Origin of the sequence: Micromonospora sp. NPDC051925 (assembly GCF_044548625.1) — a bacterium.
Classification (GTDB): domain Bacteria; phylum Actinomycetota; class Actinomycetes; order Mycobacteriales; family Micromonosporaceae; genus Micromonospora.
The window spans coordinates 80,419-102,447 of the sequence record NZ_JBIUCH010000013.1 but is presented as its reverse complement, the minus strand read 5'-3'; the positions used below and the strand labels follow the sequence as shown (position 1 = coordinate 102,447).

Below are 22,029 nucleotides of genomic sequence, written 5' to 3'. Positions count from 1 at the left end.
GGGCCGGCACCGTCGATGGGCGCGTCAGTTGGCGACGAACAGGTGGAACGGCTTGTCGGCGGCGAACCCGCCGGAGGTGTAGGTCTGGATGAACACCCCGTTGGGGGTCTGGTTGCGGGGCGCGACCGAGATCTCGCCGGGCGGCGGCACGTTGAACTGGTCGTTGGTGCCGATGGTCGCCTGGAACGCCTTCCCGACCACGCTGTAGTCGAGCAGCACCTGGTACTGCCCGGCGCCGTACTTGGTGGCCGAGACGACGTTGCCGGAGTGCTGGAGCAGGGTGCCACCGCTGGTGACGACCGCCCAGGCGACCGAACCCGAGGCCGGCGGGGCGAGTGAGGCCTTCAGCGCCGTACGGGCCTGCTGGGCTTCGGCCGCCGTCACGGGCGGTTGCCCGGTGGCACCGGCCCGCTCCGCCCCCGGCTGAGCTACCTCGGCCGGGGCTTTGGTTGCCGGCTGCGCGACGGCGATCCCGCCGCCGGCCAGGGTGAGCGCCAGGACGCCGAGCGTCACCGCCGCCGCCTTACGCCTGAAGAATGTGGCCATGACAGGTCTCCCTTTTGTGACCGTGGCGATACGGCCGGCCCACCGTTCGGCGAGCCGGATGGGTCTGGTGCGGACGGGCCGGAAATGACGCGGGCAGAAGAACTCCCACCCGAGCAGAAATGTTGAAAGAGCAGCACTTCCAACCGTCCTGAGCTGGTATTACTACGCTCTGTTGCGGCACCTCAACGAGGAGGAACGTAGCACCAGGGAAAGCGGAGCGTCAATAGCGGACCAACCCGTTTCACCATCACGGAAATGATGTTGACAATTGCGAAAGATGAACTCTCACCCATTCATGAATCGGCTCGGAGTCACTGCGGAACGGCATCGGCCACTAGGCTGGCCGCCGTGCTCTTGATCTCGGTGCCGTCGTCCATCGGCCGACGCCCCGCCGCCACCCTGATCTGCTGGCTGGCGGTGGCACCCGGCCTCGCCTGGGCGGTGGTCCGCCTCGCGGGGATGGACCGGGGCCCGCTGGTGCAGGCGCTCGCCTTCACCCCGTACGTGGCGGGGTGGAGCCTGCTGGCGCTGACCCTGACCCTCGCCCTGCGACGCCGGTGGCCGGCGGTGGCCGCGACGGTCGCGGCACTGGCCCTGGTCGGGGCGGTGGCACCCCGTGCGCTGCCCGCCGGACAGCCGGCGGCCGGGGGGCCTGAGCTGCGGCTACTCACCGCCAACCTGCTCAAGGGAAGTGCCGACGCGGCCACCCTGGTCGCGCTGGTCCGCCGACACGAGGTGGACGTGCTCACCGTGCAGGAGTTCACCCCGGCGGCGCAGGACGCCCTCGACCGGGCCGGCCTCGCCGACCTGCTCCCCCACCACCAGCTCAACCCCGAGGTGGGCACCACCGGCTCCGGGCTCTACGCCCGTTTCCCACTCTCCGGCGGCGGCTTCCGGCGCAACGCCGGGTTCGCGTTCACCCAGGCGTACGCAACGGTGGCGGTACCCGGCGCACCTCCGCTACGGGTGGAGTCGGCCCACCCGGCGGCACCGTGGTCGGTCGAGGTGGTCGGCGAGTGGCGCACCGACCTGGCGGCCCAGCCGCGCGCCACCCCGGACGGTCAGCTCGGCATCCTCGCCGGGGACTTCAACGCCACCCTCGACCATTCCCCGTTGCGCGCCCTGCTGGCCAGCGGATACGTGGACGCCGCCGACGCTGTCGGGGCAGGGCTGCTGGGCACGTGGGGCCCGTACGACGGCGATCCGATTCCACCGGTGACCATCGACCACGTCCTGGTCGACCGCCGGATCGCCGTCCACGCGGTCACCGTCCACCAGATACCCGCCACCGACCACCGCGCCGTGCTGGCCGCCCTACGCCTCCCCACCCCCTGAAGCCAAGGGCGGCAGATCAGACCGGTGCGTGGTCGAGGCCGTAGGTGAGGGCGTCGACGAGGGCGTGCCAGGAGGCTTCGACCACGTTGGGGTGCACGCCCACGGTGGTCCAGTCACGGCCGGTGCCGTCGGCGGTCTCCACCAGCACCCGGGTCACCGCGCCGGTGCCGTGGGTGCCCTCCAGGATGCGCACCTTGTAGTCGGCCAGCTCGAAGTGGCGCAGCTCCGGGTAGTGCCGGGACAGCCCGACCCGCAGCGCCTCGTCGAGGGCGTTGACCGGCCCGTTGCCCTCGGCGGTGGCGATCACCCGCTCACCGCGTACCCGGATCTTGATGGTGGCCTCGGAGACCACCGCGCCGTCCTCCCGGTGCTCGACCAGCACCCGGTACGACTCGAGCGCGAACGGCCGCACCGGGGCGGCGTCCGGCAGTTCGGAGCGGACCAGCAGCTCGAACGACGCGTCGGCGGCCTCGAACGACCAGCCACCCGCCTCCAGCTCCTTGACCCGGGCGGTCACCTTCGACACGGCGTCCGGATGGTCGGCCAGGTCCAGGCCCAGCTCACGGCTCTTCAGCTCGATGCTGGCCCGGCCGGCCATCTCGGTCACCAGGATCCGCATGTCGTTGCCCACCACCGACGGGTCCACGTGGTTGTAGAGCAACGGGTCGACCTTGATCGCGCTCGCGTGCAGCCCCGCCTTGTGGGCGAAGGCGGCGGCCCCGGCGTACGCCTGGTGGGTGTCGGGGGCGATGTTGGCGATCTCGGCGATGGCGTGCGAGACCCGCACCATCTGTTCCAGGCAGCCGTCGGGAAGGACGGGCAGCCCGAGCTTGAGCTGGAGGTTGGCGACCACGGCGAACAGATCGGCGTTGCCGGGGCGTTCGCCGTACCCGTTGGCGGTGCCCTGGACGTGCCGGACCCCTGCCTCGACAGCCGCGATCGTGTTGGCCACCGCACAGGCGGTGTCGTTCTGGGCGTGCATGCCGAACAGCTCCGGGGCGATCCCGGTCCGCGCGGTCAGGTCGGTGATCGCGGCGGTCACCTGGGACGGCAGCATCCCGCCGTTGGTGTCGCAGAGCACGAACCGTTCGGCCCCCGCGGCGAGCGCGGCCTGGACCACCGAGGCGGTGTACCCGGGGTCGTGCCGGTATCCGTCGAAGAAGTGCTCGCCGTCGACGAAGACCCGCCGCCCCTCGGCGACGAGATGGGTGACCGTGTCGTGGACCATCGCCAGGTTCTCCGCGCCGGTGGTGCGCAGCGCGCGTTCGACGTGCCGGATGTCGGCCTTGGCCACCAGGGCGACGGCCGGGGTCTGCGCGTCGAGCAGCGCGCGCACCTGCGGGTCGTCGGCGACGGCCACCCCGGCCTTACGGGTGGCGCCGAAGGCGACGAGCAGGGCGTGCCGCAGGTTCAGCTCGGTAGCCGCCCGGCGGAAGAACTCGGTGTCCTTCGGCACGGCGCCCGGCCATCCGCCTTCGATGAAGCCGACACCGAACTCGTCGAGCAGCCGGGCCACCGCGAGCTTGTCGATCACCGAGTAGCTGAGCCCCTCGCGCTGGGCGCCGTCGCGCAGCGTGGTGTCGTAGACCTGGAACGTCATCGCGAGTCCCTTCTTCGGACCTTCGGGGCAACAAAAAGACCCCCCGCGGATGCGGGAGGTCTGCGCGCTCGGCAGAGGGGAGGCCGGCGCGCTAGCTGCCAATAATGCGGGCGGAGCTGGTCACGGTCGCCACTCTGCCACCCCACTCCGGTTTTGGGAGGAAGAATCCACATGTCGGGACGGGGTGTGCGCGGCACGCCAGCCGGGTACCCCAGATGCGGACACGAAGCACTTTTCTCCGATAACGACTGCGACAGTCGAGGCAGGAGTTCCCATGGACAGGCTCGATCCGCACACCACGCACGGCACCACCGCCCCGATGGTCGACGACGGCCAGGGAGCGATCCCCGGTGGTGCCCCCGCCGGTGCGTTCAGCCCGTGGACCTACCGTGACGAGGCCGGAGTCGCCGACGCCGACCTGGTCGGCTACAAGGTCGAGGCCACCGACGGCGGCATCGGCAAGATCGACGAGGCGAGCCACGAGGTCGGCGGCAGCTACCTGGTCGTCGACACCGGGCCGTGGATCTTCGGCAAGAAGGTGATGCTCCCGGCCGGCACCGTCAACCAGGTCGACCACGACGACCGGAAGGTCCACGTCGACCGCACCAGGGACCAGATCAAGGCCGCTCCCGAGTACGACGAGAACAGCCACAGCGACTCGGCCTACCGGGACAAGCTGGGCGGCTACTACGACGACACCTACGGCAACCTGCCCCCGGGAACCGCACGGTAGTCGATCGAACGGCACGGTCGGTGGGGGCGCACACACGCCCCGCCGACCGTTACCGTGTCCGGGTGAACCCCATCGAAGACAGCCGCCGTATCCCGTTCTCCGCGATGTTCAACTTCCGCGACGTCGGCGGTTACCCCGGCCACGACGGTCGTGCCGTCTGCTGGGGCCGGCTCTACCGGTCGGACTCCCCGCACCGGATCGACGGCACCGACCGGGAGGCGTTCGGCGCCCTGGGCATCCGTACCGTGATCGACCTGCGCCGCCCGTTCGAGGTGGACCGGGACGGCCGGGTGCCCGACCTGGACGGCCTCTCCTACCGGCACGTCCACCCCGAGCACGCCGACTGGGCGCAACAGACGTACGAGCCGGACTCCAGCCTGGCCCGCTACCTCGCCGACCGGTACGCCGACCTCGCCGAGACCGGCACCGCCGGACTGGCCGAGGCGGTCGGCCTGATCGCCGACAGCGCCAACGCGCCCGTGCTGGTGCACTGCGTCGCGGGCAAGGATCGCACCGGCATCGTCTGCGCGCTGACCCTGTCGGTGCTCGGCGTCAGCGACGACCAGATCGCCGAGGACTACGCGCTGAGCACCGAGGCGTCCCAACGGTTCAGTGCCTGGTTGGCAGAGACCGTGCCGGACGCCCAGCAGCCCCCCGCGCCGTTCCTGGGCTCCCCCGCCGAGGCGATGTCGCTCTTCCTCGACGAACTCCGCCAGCGACACGGTTCGGTCGAGGACTACCTGCGGCACGCCGGCGTCACCGACGCCCAACTCACCGCCCTCCGCGACCACCTGCTGGAGTAGCACGCCGCAGGGGGAGGCCACCAGATACCCAGGTGCGTCCTATGGAGCTGATGACGTCAACGACTCACAGGTGCCGACGACGACGACGAGGACCCGCTGCCCGCCCGAGCCGCATACTGCGGGCTCCCCGCTCCCCCGGCCCCCCGCTCCCCCGGCCCCCCGCTCCCCCGGCCCCCCGCTCCCCCGTTCCCTCGGCTCCGGCTCCGGCTCCGGCTCCCGGCTCCCGGCTCCCGGCTCCCGGCTCCCGGCTCCCCAGCGTCAATGGCGGACTACGAGTGACTCGTTTACGTCATCAGCTCTAAAGGATGCAGACGTGACTACCTGAGCAGCGGCCGAACCACCGCGGCCGGGACCGAACCACCCCGGCCGCGGTGCCGCGACAACGCCGGACCAGGAGCGACGACACGAGCCAACGGCGGCACGGATGCCGGAAACACCGGAACACCGGAACACCGGAACACCGGAAGCTTGAACGGCGAAACTCGGCGTGAACCCCGCCGCCGGTCGGGAACGAATCAGCGAGCACGAACTACGCGACCTGCCGGAACGGCGGAACGGCGGAACCGGGCGGTGATTCAGAGGACGCGCTGTACCCAGCCGTGCGGGTCGGGCGCCTCACCGCGCTGGATCGCCACCAGTTGTTCCCGCAGCGCCGTGGTGGATCGACCCGGTTCGCCGCCGCCGATCACGAACTCGCCGCCGGGGAAACGGACCCGGGCGACCGGGGTGATCACCGCGGCGGTGCCGCAGGCGAAGACCTCGCGCAGCCGGCCGCTCTCCGCATCGGCCTGCCAGTCGGCGAAGCTGATCGGGCGTTCCACCACCTGATGCCCGGAGGCAGCGGCCAGGGCGAGCAGCGCATCCCGGGTGATGCCGGGCAGGATCGTGCCGGTCAGCGGCGGGGTGACCACGGTGTTGTCGTCGTAGACGAAGAAGACGTTCATGCCGCCCAGTTCCTCGACGTAGCGGCGTTCCACCGCGTCCAGGAAGACCACCTGGTCGCACTCGGCCTCGATCGCCTCCGCCTGGGCGGAGAGCGACGCGGCGTAGTTGCCGCCGCACTTGGCCGCACCGGTGCCGCCGGGGGCCGCCCGGGTGTAGTCCGGGGAGACCCAGACCGTGACCGGCTTCACCCCACCGGCGAAGTAGGCACCGGACGGCGAGGCGATGACGCAGTAGAGGTACTCGTTGGCCGGACGGACCCCGAGGAAGACCTCGCTGGCGAACATGAACGGCCGCAGGTAGAGGCTGGCGTCGGCACCCTCGGGAATCCAGTCCCGATCGATCTCGACCAGCCTGCGCAGCGACTCGACGAACAGCTCCGCCGGCAGCTCCGGCATGGCCAGCCGCCGGGCGGAGGCGATGAACCGGGCCGCGTTGGCCTCCGGCCGGAACATGGTGACCGATCCGTCGGCCGTCCGGTACGCCTTCAGCCCCTCGAAGATCTCCTGTGCGTAGTGCAGGACGGCGCTCGCCGGGTCCATCGGGATCGGCGCACGGGCCTCGATCCGGGGGTCGTACCAACCCTTGCCGTCGGCGTACCGGATGGTCACCATGTGGTCGGTGAAGACCCGGCCGAAGCCCGGGTCGGCCAGCAGGGCGGCCCGCTCGGCGGCGGGTACCGGTGCGGGATTCGGACGGATCTCGAAATCGAGCATGTCACCACCGCTCATCGCGCTGACCTCCCGGCGAGTCGACGGCGCGCGGGAACCACGCACCGAGCTGATAACCAGAAACCTACCCCGAACGGTCGTTCAGTGGATAGCTCCGCCCCCGGGGTGGGGTCAGGCCACCGCGTGCGCGGCGAGCCGGTCCCCCACCTCGTCGGTGCGCATCGGTACGCCCGACTTCCGGGCGGCCAGCTCGGCGGCGACCGCTCCGGTCACCCGGGCGGCGGCGTCGGCGTGGCCGAGCTGGTCGAGCAGGAGCGCGGCGGAGAGCACGGCAGCCACCGGGTCGGCGATCCCCTTGCCGGCGATGTCCGGCGCCGAGCCGTGCACCGGCTCGAACATCGACGGGTACGCCCCGGTGGGGTTGATGCAGCCGCTGGCCGCCAGCCCGATTCCCCCGGTGACCGCGGCGGCGATGTCGGTGAGGATGTCACCGAAGAGGTTGTCGGTGACCACCACGTCGTACCGCTGGGGCTGGGTGACCAGGAACATGGCGGCGGCGTCGACGTGCTGGTACTCGGTGGTGACGTCGGGGTGCTCGGCGGCGACGGCCGCGAACGCGCGCGCCCACAACGAGCCGGCGTGGGTGAGCACGTTGGTCTTGTGCACCAGGGTGACCTTGCGGCGCTCCCGGCGACCGGCGCGGGCGAAGGCGTCCCGGATGACCCGTTCCACCCCGTGCCGGGTGTTCAGGCTCTCCTCCGTGGCCACCTCGGCCGGGGTGTCCCGGTGCAGGCTGCCGCCGGCCCCCGCGTAGAGACCCTCGGTGCCCTCCCGGACGACGACCAGGTCGACCTCGCCCGGCTTGACGTTGACCAGCGGGCCGGCCACCCCCGGCCAGAGCCGGGACGGGCGCAGGTTGACGTACTGGTCGAAGGCGAAGCGGAGCTTCAGCAGCAGGCCGCGCTCCAGCACGCCGGGCGGCACGGTGGGGTCGCCGACCGCGCCGAGCAGGATGGCGTCGTGGCCGGCCAGCTCGGTCAGCACGGAGTCGGGCAGCACCTCACCGGTACGGTGGTACCGCGCCGCGCCGAGGTCGTACTCCGTGGTCTCGACCCCGGGGAGCACGGCGTCGAGGACCTTGAGCGCCTGCGCGACCACCTCGGGTCCGATCCCGTCCCCGGCCACCACCGCGATCCGTGCCACCTACCGCTCCTCACCTCGTCCGCTGTCGTGCACGGTACGTCGCTGTCCCGGCTCCCGGTACAGGCCTTCCATGATCTGGGACGGCGAAATGCTCAGCAGGCTCCCAGGCGGCATTCATGGTGCGGTCATCTCCACTGCCTAGGGTCGTTGCAGGACGGGTGGTGGAGCCCGGGACGGACCGGCCGCGACGATGCGGCACCGTCGGCGAAGGAGCAGTGTGATGCGGACCGAGCAGCAGCAGGGGCCAGGCCGACTGGACGAGCAACCGCGCAACCGCTGGGTGGACCAGGCGTCGTTCTCCCGACGCCGCCCCGACCTGCGCCTGGGCACCCAGAGCCACCGCCTCGACCGGCCCGGCGACACACCCGGCGGCCGGATCGCCGTGCAGCACTCCGTCCGGACCGGCACCGCCGAGTATTCGCTCCTGCTCAACGCCCCCGAGCACCTGGGCCGGCGGGTGGTCGGCGACGCGCTGCGCGACGCCGTCGCCGAACTGCGGGCCATCGACCTCACCTACGGACCGAACCGGCCGGAGAGCCTGGTCTCCCGGCTGCGGCGCGGCGAGATCAGCCCCGAGTCGTACCCGCCGCTGACCGACCTGGTCGACCGCTGCGCGGCCATGCGGGCCGCCACCGACGGCTGGTTCGACGCCTGGGCGGTCCCCGGCGGCTTCGACCCCGGCGGCCTGCTCAACGGCTGGGCGGTGGAGCGGGCCGCGGCCCGGCTGCGCGCCGCCGGCATCACCGACTACGCGGTGCTCTCCGGCGCCGACCTGACGGTACGCGGACACGCCGCGCACGGCGGCCCGTGGCGGGTGGCGGTGCACCACCCGACCGACGGCCGGCGGGCCCCGCTGGTGCTGGAGATGACGGCCGGCGCGGTGGGCACCTCCGGGGTGACCGGCCGGCAGGGGCACGTGGTCGACCCGCACACCGGGGAACCGGCCAGGCAGTTGGTCGCCGCGACCGTGGTCGGGCCGGATCTGGCGGTGGCCGACGCCTACGCGACCGCGTTGTACGCGGCCGGTCCGGTGGGGCTGTCGTGGTTCCGCACCGACTCGGCTTATCAGGCTCTCTTCGCCCACCGGCGCCGCTGAGCGGTGCCGAGGCGCGTCGGCCGACCTGTGGAGGGGGTCCACGGGGTGGCGCGGTCGACGGGCCAGCGATCGGCCCCCACGGTCTCGGCAACGACCGTGGGGGCCGGTCAACGACGAGTGCGCGTGGCTCGCGCATTCGAGGGGTGCGGACCGGCGGCCGGGCGTTCGACCTCGTCACCCGAAGACGGGCCGACGCCTCGACTTTCCGGTGACCGCACCGGTACGGTAGCGAATCGACGCAACTCGACGCAAGAGGCTCCACAGCGGACTGTGTTCTCCGGACACTCCAACTAGCTGCGGGAATCACGGCGGGTCAGTGTCGCCCGGGTGAACGCATGATGGCACGCTGTCCGCCGTGAGTTTCGATCTGAGCGTGTGGGCCCTCCACGACGGGGCCACGCCGGAGGACGTCCGGGCGGCGGTGCGACGGTGCCGCGAAGGCCAGCACGGCGAGCGGTATCCGGATCCCCGGGTGGTCGGCTTCTACCGGGCCATCACCGCCTCCTATCCCGACCGACCCGCCCATCAGGGCACCCCCTGGGAGGTCTCGCCGCTGCACGCGGCCGCCGACCACGTGGCCCTGAACCTCGTCCCGACCTGCGAGGACCAGGTGCTGCTGGACATCGAGCGGCTGGCCGGCGAGTACGACCTGATGCTCTTCGACCCCCAGGACGGCTCGGTCTATCCACCGCCGTCCCGCACCGCCCGCTGACCGACGCCCGGCTCCCCGGGCAGTCACCGCCATCCGGCGCTGCCCGCTGACCGGCACCCGGCAGTCACCGCCGTCCGGCAGCGCCGGGCGAGGACGACGGAGGGCCCGACCGTACGGCCGGGCCCTCCGCGTGCTGTGCTGGTGGGACTACTCGTCGCGCAGGTCCGCCGCGCTGGCGGCGGTCGCGCCGATCGAGTCGGCCGCCGAGGTGAGCAGCTCCGCCCCGAGCGCCTGGTCGACGGTGAGGGTCATCAGGGTCTCGCCCCCGGCCTCACGGCGGGCCACCTGCATCGCGGCGATGTTGATGCCGGCCTCACCGAGCAGCGTGCCGACGGTGCCGACCACGCCCGGCCGGTCGGCGTAGCGCAGGAAGAGCAGGATGCCCTCCGCGCCGATCTCCACGTCGAAACCGTCCACCTCGGTCAGCTTGAGGACGTCCCGGGCGCCGGTGTGGGCGACCGTGCCGGAGACGCTGACCGTACGACCGTCGGGCAGCGCACCCCGCACGGTGACCAGGTTCGGGTGGTCCACCGTCTCGGCCTGGGTCGCCAGGGCGACCTCGACCCCCCGCTCGGCGGCCAGGTGCGGCGCGTTGACGTAGGTGACCTGCTCCTCGACCACCGAGCTGAACAGCCCCTTGGTGGCGGCGAGCTTGAGCACCGACACGTCGTGGTTGACGATCTCGCCGCGCACCTCGACGGTGACGCTGGCGGCCACCCCACCGGCCACGGCGGTGAACGCCCGACCCAGCTTCTCGGCCAGCGGCAGCAGCGGTCGGACGTCCTCGGCGACGACGCCGCCGGCCTGCACGTTCACCGCGTCCGGCACGAACTCGCCCTGCAACGCCAGCTTGACGCTCTTGGCCACGGCCAGGCCGGCCTTGTCCTGCGCCTCGTGGGTGGAGGCGCCCAGGTGCGGGGTGGCCACCACGTTGTCGAAGGCGAACAGCGGCGACGCGGTGCACGGCTCCTTGGCGTACACGTCGACGCCGGCACCGGCGACCCGACCCTCGGCGATCGCGTCGGCCAGGGCCTGCTCGTCGACCAGCCCGCCCCGGGCGGCGTTGACGATCCGGACGCCCGGCTTGACGATCGCCAGTTCCTTCTCGCCGATCAGGCCGACCGTCTCCGGGGTCTTCGGCAGGTGGATGGAGATGAAGTCGGCCTCCCGCAGCAGCTCCTCCAGCCCCACCAGGCGGACGCCGAGCTGGGCGGCGCGGGCCGGCTGGATGTAGGGGTCGTACGCGATCAGCCGGGTGCCGAAGGCGGCGATGCGGGACGCGAACAGCACGCCGATCCGGCCGAGGCCGACCACGCCGACGGTCTTGCCCTGCAACTCGACGCCGGTGTACTTGGACCGCTTCCACTCCCCGGCCTTCAGCGCGGCGCTGGCGCTGGCGGTGTTCCGCGCGACGGCGAGCAGCAGCGCGACGGCCTGCTCGGCGGCGGAGACGATGTTGGAGGTGGGGGCGTTGACGACCATGACGCCCCGCGCGGTGGCGGCCGGGACCTCGACGTTGTCCAGCCCGACGCCGGCCCGGGCGACCACCTTCAGGCGCGGCGCGGCGGAGATCGCCTCGGCGTCGATCTGCGTGGCACTGCGCACGATGACCGCGTCGGCTTCCGCCAGCGCGGAGAGCAGGGCCGGGCGGTCGGTGCCGTCGACGTGGCGTACGTCGAAGTCGTGCGCGAGCACCTCGATGGCGGCGGGAGCGAGTTCTTCGGCGATCAGTACGACAGGATTCATCGGTCCTCGTAGACGTCGTATTAGGTCGGCCGGGGCGACCGGGCGCTGCGATGCGCCCTGCGCCGATCCGTGCCGTGGGCCGTCAGGTGCCGGTCACGCACCTATTCACAGATCGTAGGGGGCACCTCGGCCACCATGTCCCGGACTAGGGGGTGAGGGCCCTCACACAGCGTTGTCGCACGCCGGTCATCCCCCGTTCATCCGCGCCGATGGCACCGGGCGGCCCGCACCAGCCCCGATGAGGCGTCGATCACCTCATCCCGGCAGGTGAACCCCGTGCGCAGCTGACCCCGGGGCGACCGGCGGGGCCGGGCAGCTCTCCGCCCCGCCCGGCCTTCAGGGCGACGGCCCGACGCCAGCACGAACCGACCGTGGCCCGACGCCGGCACGGACCAACCACGGCCGGCACGGACCAACCACGCCGGCACCAACCGACAGTGGCGACGCCGGCACGAACCAACCACGGCCCGATGCCGGGAAGGGCATCGGGCCGCGGGACAGTGCGGGTGGCGGCCCGGGTGTCGGGCCGTCGTCTGTCAGGCGGTCTCGGTGAGCGGGCGGTCCACCCAGCTCATCATGGAACGCAGCTTCTGACCGGTCTCCTCGATCGGGTGCGCCGCACCCTCGGCCCGCCACTTGGCGAAGTTCGGCCGGCCGGCCTCGTCCTCGGCCACCCACTCGCGGGCGAACTCGCCGGACTGGATCTCACCGAGGATCTTGCGCATCTCCTCCTTGACCCGGGAGTCGACGACGCGCGGGCCCCGGGAGAGGTCGCCGTACTCGGCGGTGTCGGAGATGCTGTAGCGCATCCGGGCGATGCCGCCCTCGTACATCAGGTCGACGATGAGCTTCAGCTCGTGCAGGCACTCGAAGTAGGCCACCTCGGGGGCGTAACCGGCCTCGGTGAGCACCTCGAAACCGGTCTGCACCAGTGCCGCCGCGCCACCGCAGAGCACCGCCTGCTCGCCGAAGAGGTCGGTCTCGGTCTCCTCGGTGAAGGTGGTCTTGATCGCGCCGGCCCGGGTGCCACCGATGCCCTTGGCGTACGCCAGGGCGAGCGGGAAGGCGTTGCCGCTGGCGTCCTGCTCGACGGCGACCAGGCAGGGCACGCCCTTGCCGTCGACGTACTGGCGGCGGACCAGGTGGCCGGGGCCCTTCGGGGCGACCATCGCCACGTCCACGTCGGCCGGCGGGGTGATCAGGCCGTACCGGATGTTGAAGCCGTGACCGAAGAAGATCGCCTTGCCGGGGGCGAGGTTGGGGGCGATCGACTCGGCGTAGATGGTCCGCTGGGCGGTGTCCGGGGCCAGGATCATGATCACGTCGGCCTCGGCCGACGCCTCGGCCGGGGTGAGCACCCGCAGGCCCTGCTCCTCGGCCTTCGGCCGGCTCTTGGAGCCCGCCGGCAGGCCGATCACCACGTCGACACCGGAGTCGCGCAGCGACAACGCGTGGGCGTGGCCCTGGCTGCCGTACCCGATCACCGCGACCTTGCGGCCCTGGATCAGGCCCAGGTCGGCATCGTCGTCGTAGTACACCTCAACGCTCATTGACTTCCCTTTCGTACGGCGGTCTCGTCGGACCGTCGTGGACTGTGTGCGGTGGCAGACGGGCGGCGCGCGGTCAGGCGGCGCGTAGCGCGGGGCCGGCGGTGATCGAACGCGAGCCGCGCCCGATCGCCACCGTGCCGGACTGGACCATCTCCTTGATCCCGAACGGCTCCAGGTCGCGCAGCAACGCGTCGAGTTTGTCGGGGGTGCCGGTGGCCTCGACGGTGAGGGTGTCCGGCGCGACGTCGACCACCCGGGCCCGGAACAGGGAGACCGTCTCCAACACCTGTGTCCGGGCGGCACGGTCCGCACGGACCTTGACCAGCAGCAGCTCCCGGGCCACCGAGACCTGCGGGTCCAGTTCAACGATCTTGAGTACGTTGACCAGCTTGTTGAGCTGCTTGGTGACCTGCTCCAGCGGCGACGAGTCGGCGTTGACCACGATGGTGATCCGGGAGACGTCGGGGTTCTCGGTCTCGCCGACGGCCAGGCTGTCGATGTTGAACCCGCGCCGGGAGAACAGGCCGGAGACCCGGGCCAGGACCCCCGGCTTGTTCTCCACCAGCACGGACAGGGTGTGCAGGGTCATGCCACCGTCTCGCTTCGCTCGGTCGCGCCGTGCCACCGCACGGTCACGGGAAATCGGGCACTCATCAGATGTCGTCCTCGTCGAACGCCGGGCGGACGCCCCGGGCGAACAGGATCTCGTCGTTGCTGGTGCCGGCGGGGACCATCGGCCAGACCATCGCGTCCTTGCCGACCACGAAGTCGATCACCACCGGAGCGTCGGTGATCGCCATCGCCGCCTCGATCGTCTTGTCGACGTCGTCGGCGTTCTCGCAGCGCAGGCCGATGCAGCCGAGCGCCTCGGCCAGCTTGACGAAATCCGGGATGCGGTGCTTGTGGGTGCCCAGCTCGGTGTTGGAGTAGCGCCCCTCGTAGAACAGCGTCTGCCACTGCCGGACCATGCCGAGGTTGCCGTTGTTGATCAGGGCGATCTTGACCGGGATGCCCTCCAGCGCGCAGGTGGCCAGCTCCTGGTTGGTCATCTGGAAGCAGCCGTCACCGTCCACCGCCCAGACCACCGTGTCCGGCCGGCCGACCTTCGCGCCCATCGCCGCCGGGACGGCGTAGCCCATGGTGCCGAGGCCGCCGGAGTTCAGCCAGGTGCCCGGCTTCTCGTACGAGATGAACTGGCTGGCCCACATCTGGTGCTGGCCGACACCCGCCACGTAGATCGCGTCCGGGCCGGCGATCTCACCCAGCCGCTTGATCACGTACTGCGGGGAGAGGGTGCCGTCGGCGGGCTCGTCGTAGCCCAGCGGGTACCGCTCGCGCAGGTCGTCCAACTGGGTCCACCAGTCGCCCAGGTCGGCGCGGTGGCCGGCCTTCTGCTCACCGGTCACCGCCACGATCAGCTCGTCGATGACGTGTTTGGCGTCACCCACGATCGGGACGTCCGCGTGCCGGTTCTTGCCGATCTCGGCCGGGTCGATGTCGGCGTGCACCACCGTCGCGTCCGGGGCGAACGAGTCCAGCCGGCCGGTCACCCGGTCGTCGAACCGCGCCCCCAGCGCCACGATCAGGTCGGCCTTCTGCAGGCCGTAGACCGCGGCGACGGTGCCGTGCATGCCGGGCATGCCCAGGTGCTGGCGGTGCGAGTCGGGGAACGCGCCCAACGCCATCAGGGTGGTCACCACCGGGATGCCGGTCAGCTCGGCGAGCTGGCGCAGCGCCTCGGTCGCGCCGGCCTTGAGCACCCCGCCGCCGACGTAGAGCACCGGTCGGCGAGCGCCGCCCATCAGCCGGGCCGCCTCCCGGATCTGCTTTCCGTGCGGGTGCAGGGTCGGCCGGTAGCCGGGCAGGTCCAGGGTGGGTGGCCAGGTGAAGGTGGTCGCCGCCTGGAGGATGTCCTTGGGGATGTCCACCAGCACCGGCCCGGGACGCCCGGTCGCCGCCAGGTGGAACGCCTCGGCGAGCACCTGCGGGATCTCCTCGGCCGTCTGCACCAGGAAGTTGTGCTTGGTGATCGGCAGGGTGATGCCCTGGATGTCCGCCTCCTGGAAGGCGTCCGTGCCGATCAACGGCCGGGCCACCTGCCCGGTGATCGCGACGATCGGGACCGAGTCCATGTAGGCGTCGGCGATCGGGGTGACCAGGTTCGTCGCGCCCGGCCCGGAGGTGGCGATGCAGACCCCGACCCGGCCGGTGGCCTGCGCGTACCCGGTGGCGGCGTGGCCCGCGCCCTGCTCGTGGCGGACCAGGATGTGCCGCACCGTCGAGTCGTAGAGCGGGTCGTAGGCGGGCAGGATCGCCCCGCCGGGAATGCCGAAGACGACGTCGACGCCGAGCGCCTCAAGAGACCGCACCAGCGAACCGGCGCCGGAGACCGGGGCCGGCCCGGACGGTCGTACCGCCGGGGTGGCCGCAGCGGCGGCGGCGCGCGGCGGGGTGGTGGGGTCGGCGTCGCGGGCCGGCTCGGTGACCGTGCGGGCCCGCCGGGCGGAGTGGGCGAGGGTCTCTGGCGTGGGTCTCGTCATGGCGGTTCAGGCCTTCGGCTGGAGTGTGTGGAGCTGCTACGACAGGTGCGGCGGAGGGCGGCTGGGCGCCCCGGTGGTTCCGACGGCAACAAAAACGGCCCTCGTGCAGATGCACGGGGCCAGCGCACTCTCGACAGCGGGAGAGTGCGCTCAGGTAAGTACTCGCAGCGACCGGTTCGACGACATGGGCCAAGCCTGACGCATCTCACGCGATGAGTCAACTGATCCCACATGTTGGTTCACGAACGGGGGACACCGTCTCCGGTGGGAGCCTCGTCAACCGGCCCGGCCTGCGCAGATTCCTGCTGCGGGGGTCGCGGGGCGGGCGTGGGCGGCGACGCCGGTGGGTGCGACCGCAGCCGGGGCAGCAGCGGCGAGGGGGTGGTCCGCAGCGGCGCGGGCGGTGGTGCCGGCGGGGCCGACGCCGGGCGGGCCCCCGGTGAGGTCGCCGCCTCCAGCATCGCCTCCAGGTGCTCGGCCGGCACCCCCCAGCCGAAGAGCGCGCCCTGGCCGAACCGGCAGCCGGCGGCGACCACCGCGGCCAGCTCCGTCGGGGTGGTGACCCCCTCGGCGATCACCTCCATGCCGAGCTGGTGGCCCAGCCGCATGACGATGTCGACCATCGGGGCGAAGGCCGGCCCGTCCCGGCCCACCGGGCGGACCGGCTCGTGTTCGGCGACCAGACTGTGGTCGATCTTGAGAATGTCGATCGGCAGCCGGCGCAGCTGCCCCAGCGACGAGTACCCGGCGCCGAAGTCGTCCAGCGCGATCCGCACCCCGGTCCGCCGCAGCGCGGTCAGCCGGCGGATCAACTCGTCCAGGTCGGTGGCGACGGCGTGCTCGGTGACCTCCAGCACCAGCCGCTGCGGCGGTACGTGGTGGGCGCGCAGCGCCTCGGCCACCTGCACCACGTACTCCGGGGCGTGCAGCTCACGCGGGGAGACGTTGACCGACACCCAGACGTCGTGGCCGTCGGCGAGCCAGCGGGACAACTGCCAGCACGCCTGGTGCAGCACCCAGGCCCCCAGCTTGGCGATCATCCCGCACTCCTCGGCCAGCGGGATGAACTCGTCCGGCCGGATGTTGCCCAGCTCGGGGTGGTGCCAGCGCAGCAGCGCCTCGGCGCCCACCGGGCGGACCGAGGGCAGCGAGGCCACCGGCTGGAAGGCCAGCCGCAGCTCGTTGCGCTCGATCGCGCCGCGCATCTCGTGCTCCAGCCGGGTACGCCGGGTCAGCAACTGGTCGTAGCTGCCGTCGTAGCGCTCGATCCGGTTCTTGCCGCGCTGTTTGGCGTACCGCAGGGCCAGGTCGGCGTGGCGCAGCAGCCCGACCACGTCCGATTCGCCGCCCTGGCCGGCCACCCCGATGCTGACCGAGAGGAAGACCGCCCCGCCCACCTGGTCGTACGGCCGGCTGAGCACCCCCAGCAGCCGCTCGGCCACCACGTCCGCATCGGCGGGGCGACCCCGCATCAGCACCGCGAACTCGTCACCGCCCAGCCGGGCGGCCAGGTCACCGGGGCGCAGGTTGCCCCTGAGCCGCCGGCCCACCTCCGCCAGCACCATGTCACCGACGTCGTGGCCGCGCATGTCGTTGACGTTCTTGAAGCCGTCCAGGTCGAGCCCGAGCAGCACGCAGTCGGCGCCCTCGTCGGCGCAGCGCTGCATCTCCCGCAGCAGGCCGCGCCGGTTGGCCAGGGCGGTCAGCGGATCGGTGTGGGCCAGCTCGCGGAAGTGCGCCTCCCGTTCGGCCAGCCGGGCGGCGTACCGGCGGACGTCGTTGAGGGTGAGGTACTGCCGGGCGACCAGCGCGAACCCCTCCAGGCTGCCGGCGACGATGCCCAGCGCGTCGAACCGGCCACCCTGCACGAGGTGGTACATCGCCGAGCCGGCCATCGCGAACATCGGGATGAAGGCGTACTTGCCGTCGCGCCGGATCAGGTCGATGTCGACCTGGCCGGGGGCGTCCACCCGGTGCACCGCGAGCGCCCCGGCGAGCAGGCCGACGGCGAGCAGCGCGGCGCCGACAAGCGCCATCCCGTGCCCGCCCTGGCACACCCCGGCGGCCACCCCGAGGCCGCCGGTGGTGGTCGCGGTGATGCCGACGCCGAGCACGGCGAGGCGGGCCCGGGGGCCGTCGGCGCGGGCCACCACGATCCCGGTGAGACCGGCGGTGAGCGCCGCGGTCACCGAGGCGAGCAGGATGGCCGGGCAGGCGGTCGGCGTCGTCGCGCCGAGCAGCCGGGTCGGTGCGGAGAAGAGCACCCAGCCGACGAACCAGATCGCGGTCGCCACGATCAATCCGTCGAGCAGCAGCCGCGCGACGGCCGCCCGGGCGACCGTCGCGCCGGGCAGCCGGAGCAGGCCGGCGCAGAACGCCAGCCCGCTCAGCGCGGTGCCGATCGAGATCAGCGACGCCCAGCCCATCCGCCGGCCCCGTTGGTGGGCCCAGTGCTCGGTCGCGCCGAACAGGGCGACCGACCCGACGACCAGGGTGACCAGCGCGACCACGGCGGCCAGGGCGAACAGCAGGTGCGCCTGGCGGTGCGGTCCGCCACGCCGCCGCGCCGAGTCGGCCAGCAGCGCGGTGGCGGCGGCGGCGAGCAGGCCGCTCAGCACCGCCACGGCGACCATGCCCGGGGGTAAACGCACGACCTCACTGTGCCGGATCGGCACCAGCCGCGGGGTACCGGGTGTGCAACTGTTGGGACACGCCGTGCGCGGTGGGGGCCACCGGCCGGACGGTGCAACACTGGTACCCATGCCTGAGCTGCGGTCGAGGACCTCCACCCACGGTCGGACGATGGCCGGCGCCCGGGCCCTCTGGCGGGCCACCGGGATGACCGACGACGACTTCGGCAAGCCGATCGTCGCCATCGCGAACAGTTTCACCCAGTTCGTCCCCGGTCACGTCCACCTCAAGGACATGGGTGGCCTGGTCGCGGACGCGGTGGCCGAGGCCGGCGGGGTGGGGCGCGAGTTCAACACCATCGCCGTGGACGACGGCATCGCCATGGGCCACGGCGGGATGCTCTACTCGCTGCCCAGCCGGGAGCTGATCGCCGACGCGGTGGAGTACATGGTCAACGCGCACTGCGCGGACGCCCTGGTCTGCATCTCCAACTGCGACAAGATCACCCCGGGGATGCTGCTGGCCGCGCTGCGACTCGACATCCCGACCGTCTTCGTCTCCGGCGGCCCGATGGAGGCCGGCAAGACGGTGGCGATCGAGGGCGTGGTGCACTCCAAGATCGACCTGATCGACGCGATGATCGCCTCCTCCAACGAGGCGGTCACCGACGACCAGCTCGGCGAGATCGAGCGCTCCGCCTGCCCGACCTGCGGCTCCTGCTCCGGCATGTTCACCGCCAACTCGATGAACTGCCTCACCGAGGCGATCGGCCTGGCCCTGCCCGGCAACGGCTCGACGCTGGCCACCCACGCCGCGCGCCGGTCACTCTTCGTCGAGGCCGGCCGCACCGTCGTGGAGATCGCCAAGCGCTGGTACGACCACGACGACGCCTCCGTGCTGCCCCGCAACGTCGCCAACCGGAAGGCGTTCGACAACGCGGTCGCCCTCGACGTGGCGATGGGCGGGTCGACCAACACGATCCTGCACCTGCTCGCCGCCGCCCGCGAGGCCGAGCTGGACTTCACCGTCGCCGACATCGACGCCGTCTCCCGCCGGGTGCCCTGCCTGGCCAAGGTCGCCCCGAACTCGCCGAACTACCACATGGAGGACGTGCACCGGGCCGGTGGCATCCCGGCCATCCTCGGCGAACTCGACCGCGCCGGCCTGCTGCACCGCGACGTGCACGCCGTGCACTCCCCCTCGCTGGCCCAGTGGCTCACCGACTGGGACGTCCGGGGCGGCTCGCCGAAGCCGGAGGCGGTCGAACTGTTCCACGCCGCGCCCGGCGGGGTGCGTACCACCGAGCCGTTCTCCACCACCAACCGCTGGTCGTCGCTGGACACCGACGCCGCCGAGGGTTGCGTGCGGGACCGCGCGCACGCCTACACCGCCGACGGCGGGCTGGCCATCCTGCACGGCAACCTCGCGCCGGAGGGCTGCGTGGTGAAGACCGCCGGGGTGCCCGAGGAGTGCCTGACCTTCCGCGGCCCGGCCAAGGTCTACGAGTCGCAGGACGACGCCGTCTCGGCGATCCTCGCCAAGGAGATCGTCGCCGGGGACGTCGTGGTGATCCGCTACGAGGGCCCCCGGGGCGGCCCCGGCATGCAGGAGATGCTCTACCCCACCTCGTTCCTCAAGGGGCGTGGGCTGGGCCGGTCCTGTGCGCTGCTCACCGACGGCCGGTTCTCCGGCGGCACCTCCGGGCTGTCCATCGGGCACGCCTCCCCCGAGGCCGCCTCGGGTGGGCTGATCGCGCTGGTCGAGCCCGGCGACGAGATCGTCATCGACATCCCGGCCCGGTCGATCGAGCTGAACGTGCCCGACGACGTGCTGGAGGCCCGCCGGGTGGCGCAGGAGAAGCGGGACAAGCCGTACACCCCGGTCGACCGGCAGCGCCCGGTGTCGGCGGCGCTGCGCGCGTACGCCTCGATGGCCACCTCGGCCAGCGACGGCGCGTACCGCCGGGTTCCGGAGTGACCGGAGGGGCCGGCCGGGGCAGGTGACCGTCTCCATGTCGGCGATGTAGCGGTATCCCCGGACCGGGACACCGCTACATCGCCAACGACGAGTGGATCAACCGCCGACTACCTGCGCGAGTGCAGGTAGTCGCCCTCGACGGCGGCCACCTGCTCCCCCGCCGGGTCCGCGCCGGCCCAGTGCAGCGCCGTAGTCACAACAACGGACAGCGAGAGTTGCCGCCCGAGCGAGTTCCGCATGCCGTCGGGCGGCCTCGCGTTCGGACGGTCGGCCCGGCGTAGAGCAGCGCCCCTCAGGCCACCCCGACCCGTCGAGCCATCATCGTGCTTCGCTGGCTGGGCGCAGTCGGCTACCGGACAGAAGTGTCGTCAAGGAGCAAAGTGATGATGTCGACATCTCCGTCCGACAGCCGCAGCCGGCCGGGCGGATCGACTGACGCCCGACTCGGCAGCTTCTTCCGTTCGTTCGCGCCCACAGTCGCGCCGGTTTCTCCCCGGTTCGCCGAGTAACTTCTCGTACCACCGCCTTCACGAGGAGTCATCGCATGTCAGAGGAGACCTGGCTCGCTGCCCGCCTGATCCCCACCTCAGGCATCAACGGCGCAGAGGAACAGGAGCGGCGGGCGACCTCCGCCCTGCTGGCGGTGATGAGCGCGGTACGGGAGTTCGGGCGCGTCCTGACCCAGTCCCTCGGAGCGCCGGCCGGGACGGTGCAGACCTTCATCGAGGTGCCCTTCAAGCTCGGCACCCAGCAACTCTTTCCGGACGGCCTGATCCGGGTCACTCGAGGGCAACGGCAGTGGACCGCGCTGGTCGAGGTGAAGACCGGCAGCAACACGCTGCGGACCGAGCAGTTGGAGGCGTACCTCGACATCGCTCGGGAGCAGGGCTTCGATGCCCTCATCACGATCTCCAACGAGATCGCCCCCGTCCCGGGTCAGCATCCGACGACCGTCGATCGCCGGAAGCTACGCAAGGTCGCCCTGTACCACCTGCCCTGGACCGAGATCCTGACCCAGGCGGTGATCCAGAAGGAGTATCGCGGCGTCGCCGACCCGGATCAGGCGTGGGTCCTCGGTGAGCTGATCAGGTACCTGGAGCACCCCCGCTCGGGCGCGCTGGAGTTCAGCGACATGGGACCGGCGTGGGTGCAGGTACGTGACGGCGTATCCGCCGGGACCCTACGGGCCAACGACAGCGGCGCGGCGGAGGTGGCCGGTCGCTTCGACGCGCTGATCCGCTATGCCTGCCTTCGTCTCGGCCGACAGTTGGGCACCGAGGTCACCCCCGCGCTGAGCCGGAGGGATCTCGCCGATCCGGCCGGTCGCACCCAGTCGCTGGTGAACCAGCTCGTCAGCACCGGAACCCTGACCGGCAGCATCAGGATTCCCGGTGCGGTCGGAGCGCTTCAGGTCATGGCCGACCTGCGGGCCGGGCAGATCGTCTGCCATGTCGATGTGGACGCCCCCCGCTCCGGCCGGCCGACGACGAGGGTGAACTGGCTGGTCCGCCAATTGGAGGACGCGCCGGACGCCGTACGGATCGAGGCGTTCGCCATGCATGCCCGGGGCGGCGGTGCCACGGATCTCCTGCGTCGGGTCCGCGAGGAGCCCACCACGCTGATCACCGATCCGTCCCGCGAACTGCGCGCCTTCCGGGTCGCCCAGAGCACCACGGCGGGCACCAAGCGCGGCAGCGGTCGGGGCGCGTTCATCGACTCCGTGCTGAATGCCATCGACGACTTCTACGAACAGATCATCCAGAACCTGAAGCCGTGGATGCCCGCCCCGCCCCGGCTGCGCACGCCCGACGACGTCCTCCCCGTACAGCCGGAGGCGGCAAGCCTGGTCTCCACCGCCATCTCGTCCCAGGACGATCCGAAGTTCGACGCACCGTCGGCAGGGTCCGAACGACTCGAGTCTGCCGGCCAGTCAGATGAGTGATC

General features: G+C 71.8%; 17 protein-coding genes. 7 read left to right on the top strand and 10 right to left on the bottom strand.

Annotation, left to right across the window (positions count from 1 at the left end):
- Positions 1-24: 24 nt before the first annotated feature.
- A complete protein-coding gene (locus ACIG87_RS19125; protein WP_396851971.1) occupies positions 25-546 on the bottom strand; it encodes a hypothetical protein in 522 nt (173 codons plus the stop codon).
- 357 nt (positions 547-903) lie between these two features.
- On the opposite strand from ACIG87_RS19125, the gene ACIG87_RS19120 reads away from it, so the two are divergent.
- Positions 904-1,881 carry an endonuclease/exonuclease/phosphatase family protein gene (locus ACIG87_RS19120; RefSeq protein WP_396852120.1) on the top strand — a complete coding sequence of 326 codons (978 nt, stop codon included), beginning with the start codon at positions 904-906 and terminating at the stop codon, positions 1,879-1,881.
- Positions 1,882-1,897: 16 nt separating this feature from the next.
- Here the strand turns inward: ACIG87_RS19120 and cimA are convergent, their stop codons facing one another.
- Complete coding sequence (cimA, locus tag ACIG87_RS19115) at positions 1,898-3,481, bottom strand: citramalate synthase (RefSeq protein ID WP_396851970.1); 1,584 nt, start codon at positions 3,479-3,481, stop codon at positions 1,898-1,900.
- 274 nt (positions 3,482-3,755) lie between these two features.
- Between cimA and ACIG87_RS19110 the strand changes: the two genes are divergently transcribed.
- Positions 3,756-4,214, top strand: coding sequence for a PRC-barrel domain-containing protein (locus ACIG87_RS19110; protein ID WP_396851969.1), 459 nt, complete (start codon positions 3,756-3,758; stop codon positions 4,212-4,214).
- A 20-nt stretch (positions 4,215-4,234) separates the two neighbouring features.
- Positions 4,235-5,017, top strand: a complete 783-nt coding sequence (locus tag ACIG87_RS19105; protein WP_396851967.1) for a tyrosine-protein phosphatase — start codon at positions 4,235-4,237, stop codon at positions 5,015-5,017.
- 575 nt (positions 5,018-5,592) lie between these two features.
- Here the strand turns inward: ACIG87_RS19105 and ACIG87_RS19100 are convergent.
- Together ACIG87_RS19100 and ACIG87_RS19095 are read right to left on the bottom strand one after the other, a co-directional pair.
- Entirely contained in the window at positions 5,593-6,690 is a 1,098-nt protein-coding gene (locus ACIG87_RS19100; protein WP_396851965.1) for a branched-chain amino acid aminotransferase, read from the bottom strand.
- Between the two features lie 111 nt (positions 6,691-6,801).
- The gene (locus tag ACIG87_RS19095; RefSeq protein WP_396851964.1) at positions 6,802-7,833 is read right to left on the bottom strand and encodes a 3-isopropylmalate dehydrogenase; all 1,032 of its coding nucleotides are present in this window, start codon (positions 7,831-7,833) and stop codon (positions 6,802-6,804) included.
- A 220-nt stretch (positions 7,834-8,053) separates the two neighbouring features.
- Between ACIG87_RS19095 and ACIG87_RS19090 the strand changes: the two genes are divergently transcribed.
- Positions 8,054-8,929 carry an FAD:protein FMN transferase gene (locus tag ACIG87_RS19090; protein WP_396851963.1) on the top strand — a complete coding sequence of 292 codons (876 nt, stop codon included), beginning with the start codon at positions 8,054-8,056 and terminating at the stop codon, positions 8,927-8,929.
- A gap of 355 nt (positions 8,930-9,284) precedes the next feature.
- Positions 9,285-9,641, top strand: coding sequence for a hypothetical protein (locus ACIG87_RS19085; protein WP_396851961.1), 357 nt, complete (start codon positions 9,285-9,287; stop codon positions 9,639-9,641).
- Positions 9,642-9,788: 147 nt separating this feature from the next.
- Here the strand turns inward: ACIG87_RS19085 and serA are convergent, their stop codons facing one another.
- From serA to ACIG87_RS19060, 5 genes are all read right to left on the bottom strand, one after another.
- Positions 9,789-11,387, bottom strand: a complete 1,599-nt coding sequence (serA, locus tag ACIG87_RS19080) for a phosphoglycerate dehydrogenase (protein ID WP_396851959.1) — start codon at positions 11,385-11,387, stop codon at positions 9,789-9,791.
- 536 nt (positions 11,388-11,923) lie between these two features.
- On the bottom strand, positions 11,924-12,937 hold the full coding sequence (ilvC, locus tag ACIG87_RS19075; protein ID WP_208567277.1) for a ketol-acid reductoisomerase: 1,014 nt from the start codon (positions 12,935-12,937) through the stop codon (positions 11,924-11,926).
- Between the two features lie 73 nt (positions 12,938-13,010).
- A complete protein-coding gene (gene ilvN, locus ACIG87_RS19070; protein ID WP_396851957.1) occupies positions 13,011-13,526 on the bottom strand; it encodes an acetolactate synthase small subunit in 516 nt (171 codons plus the stop codon).
- Positions 13,527-13,590: 64 nt separating this feature from the next.
- Positions 13,591-15,477 carry an acetolactate synthase large subunit gene (locus tag ACIG87_RS19065; protein WP_396851955.1) on the bottom strand — a complete coding sequence of 629 codons (1,887 nt, stop codon included), beginning with the start codon at positions 15,475-15,477 and terminating at the stop codon, positions 13,591-13,593.
- Between the two features lie 239 nt (positions 15,478-15,716).
- Positions 15,717-18,110, bottom strand: a complete 2,394-nt coding sequence (locus ACIG87_RS19060) for a putative bifunctional diguanylate cyclase/phosphodiesterase (RefSeq protein ID WP_396852118.1) — start codon at positions 18,108-18,110, stop codon at positions 15,717-15,719.
- Positions 18,111-18,237: 127 nt separating this feature from the next.
- Between ACIG87_RS19060 and ilvD the strand changes: the two genes are divergently transcribed.
- Complete coding sequence (gene ilvD / locus ACIG87_RS19055; RefSeq protein ID WP_396851953.1) at positions 18,238-20,085, top strand: dihydroxy-acid dehydratase; 1,848 nt, start codon at positions 18,238-18,240, stop codon at positions 20,083-20,085.
- Between the two features lie 107 nt (positions 20,086-20,192).
- On the opposite strand, the gene ACIG87_RS19050 is transcribed toward ilvD, so the two are convergent.
- The gene (locus ACIG87_RS19050; protein WP_396851952.1) at positions 20,193-20,324 is read right to left on the bottom strand and encodes a hypothetical protein; all 132 of its coding nucleotides are present in this window, start codon (positions 20,322-20,324) and stop codon (positions 20,193-20,195) included.
- Between the two features lie 305 nt (positions 20,325-20,629).
- On the opposite strand from ACIG87_RS19050, the gene ACIG87_RS19045 reads away from it, so the two are divergent.
- Positions 20,630-22,027, top strand: coding sequence for a stress response protein (locus ACIG87_RS19045; RefSeq protein ID WP_396851950.1), 1,398 nt, complete (start codon positions 20,630-20,632; stop codon positions 22,025-22,027).
- Positions 22,028-22,029: the final 2 nt, after the last annotated feature.

What these genes read in the sequence shown, in the direction of transcription:
- ACIG87_RS19125 (WP_396851971.1), bottom strand. Translation starts at nt 546, where the DNA reads ATGGCCACATTCTTCAGGCGTAAGGCGGCGGCGGTGACGCTCGGCGTC.
- cimA (WP_396851970.1), bottom strand. Translation starts at nt 3,481, where the DNA reads ATGACGTTCCAGGTCTACGACACCACGCTGCGCGACGGCGCCCAGCGC.
- ACIG87_RS19110 (WP_396851969.1), top strand. Translation starts at nt 3,756, where the DNA reads ATGGACAGGCTCGATCCGCACACCACGCACGGCACCACCGCCCCGATG.
- ACIG87_RS19100 (WP_396851965.1), bottom strand. Translation starts at nt 6,690, where the DNA reads ATGAGCGGTGGTGACATGCTCGATTTCGAGATCCGTCCGAATCCCGCA.
- ACIG87_RS19090 (WP_396851963.1), top strand. Translation starts at nt 8,054, where the DNA reads ATGCGGACCGAGCAGCAGCAGGGGCCAGGCCGACTGGACGAGCAACCG.
- serA (WP_396851959.1), bottom strand. Translation starts at nt 11,387, where the DNA reads ATGAATCCTGTCGTACTGATCGCCGAAGAACTCGCTCCCGCCGCCATC.
- ilvC (WP_208567277.1), bottom strand. Translation starts at nt 12,937, where the DNA reads ATGAGCGTTGAGGTGTACTACGACGACGATGCCGACCTGGGCCTGATC.
- ilvN (WP_396851957.1), bottom strand. Translation starts at nt 13,526, where the DNA reads ATGACCCTGCACACCCTGTCCGTGCTGGTGGAGAACAAGCCGGGGGTC.
- ACIG87_RS19065 (WP_396851955.1), bottom strand. Translation starts at nt 15,477, where the DNA reads ATGACGAGACCCACGCCAGAGACCCTCGCCCACTCCGCCCGGCGGGCC.
- ACIG87_RS19060 (WP_396852118.1), bottom strand. Translation starts at nt 18,110, where the DNA reads ATGGTCGCCGTGGCGGTGCTGAGCGGCCTGCTCGCCGCCGCCGCCACC.
- ilvD (WP_396851953.1), top strand. Translation starts at nt 18,238, where the DNA reads ATGCCTGAGCTGCGGTCGAGGACCTCCACCCACGGTCGGACGATGGCC.
- ACIG87_RS19050 (WP_396851952.1), bottom strand. Translation starts at nt 20,324, where the DNA reads ATGCGGAACTCGCTCGGGCGGCAACTCTCGCTGTCCGTTGTTGTGACT.
- ACIG87_RS19045 (WP_396851950.1), top strand. Translation starts at nt 20,630, where the DNA reads ATGTCAGAGGAGACCTGGCTCGCTGCCCGCCTGATCCCCACCTCAGGC.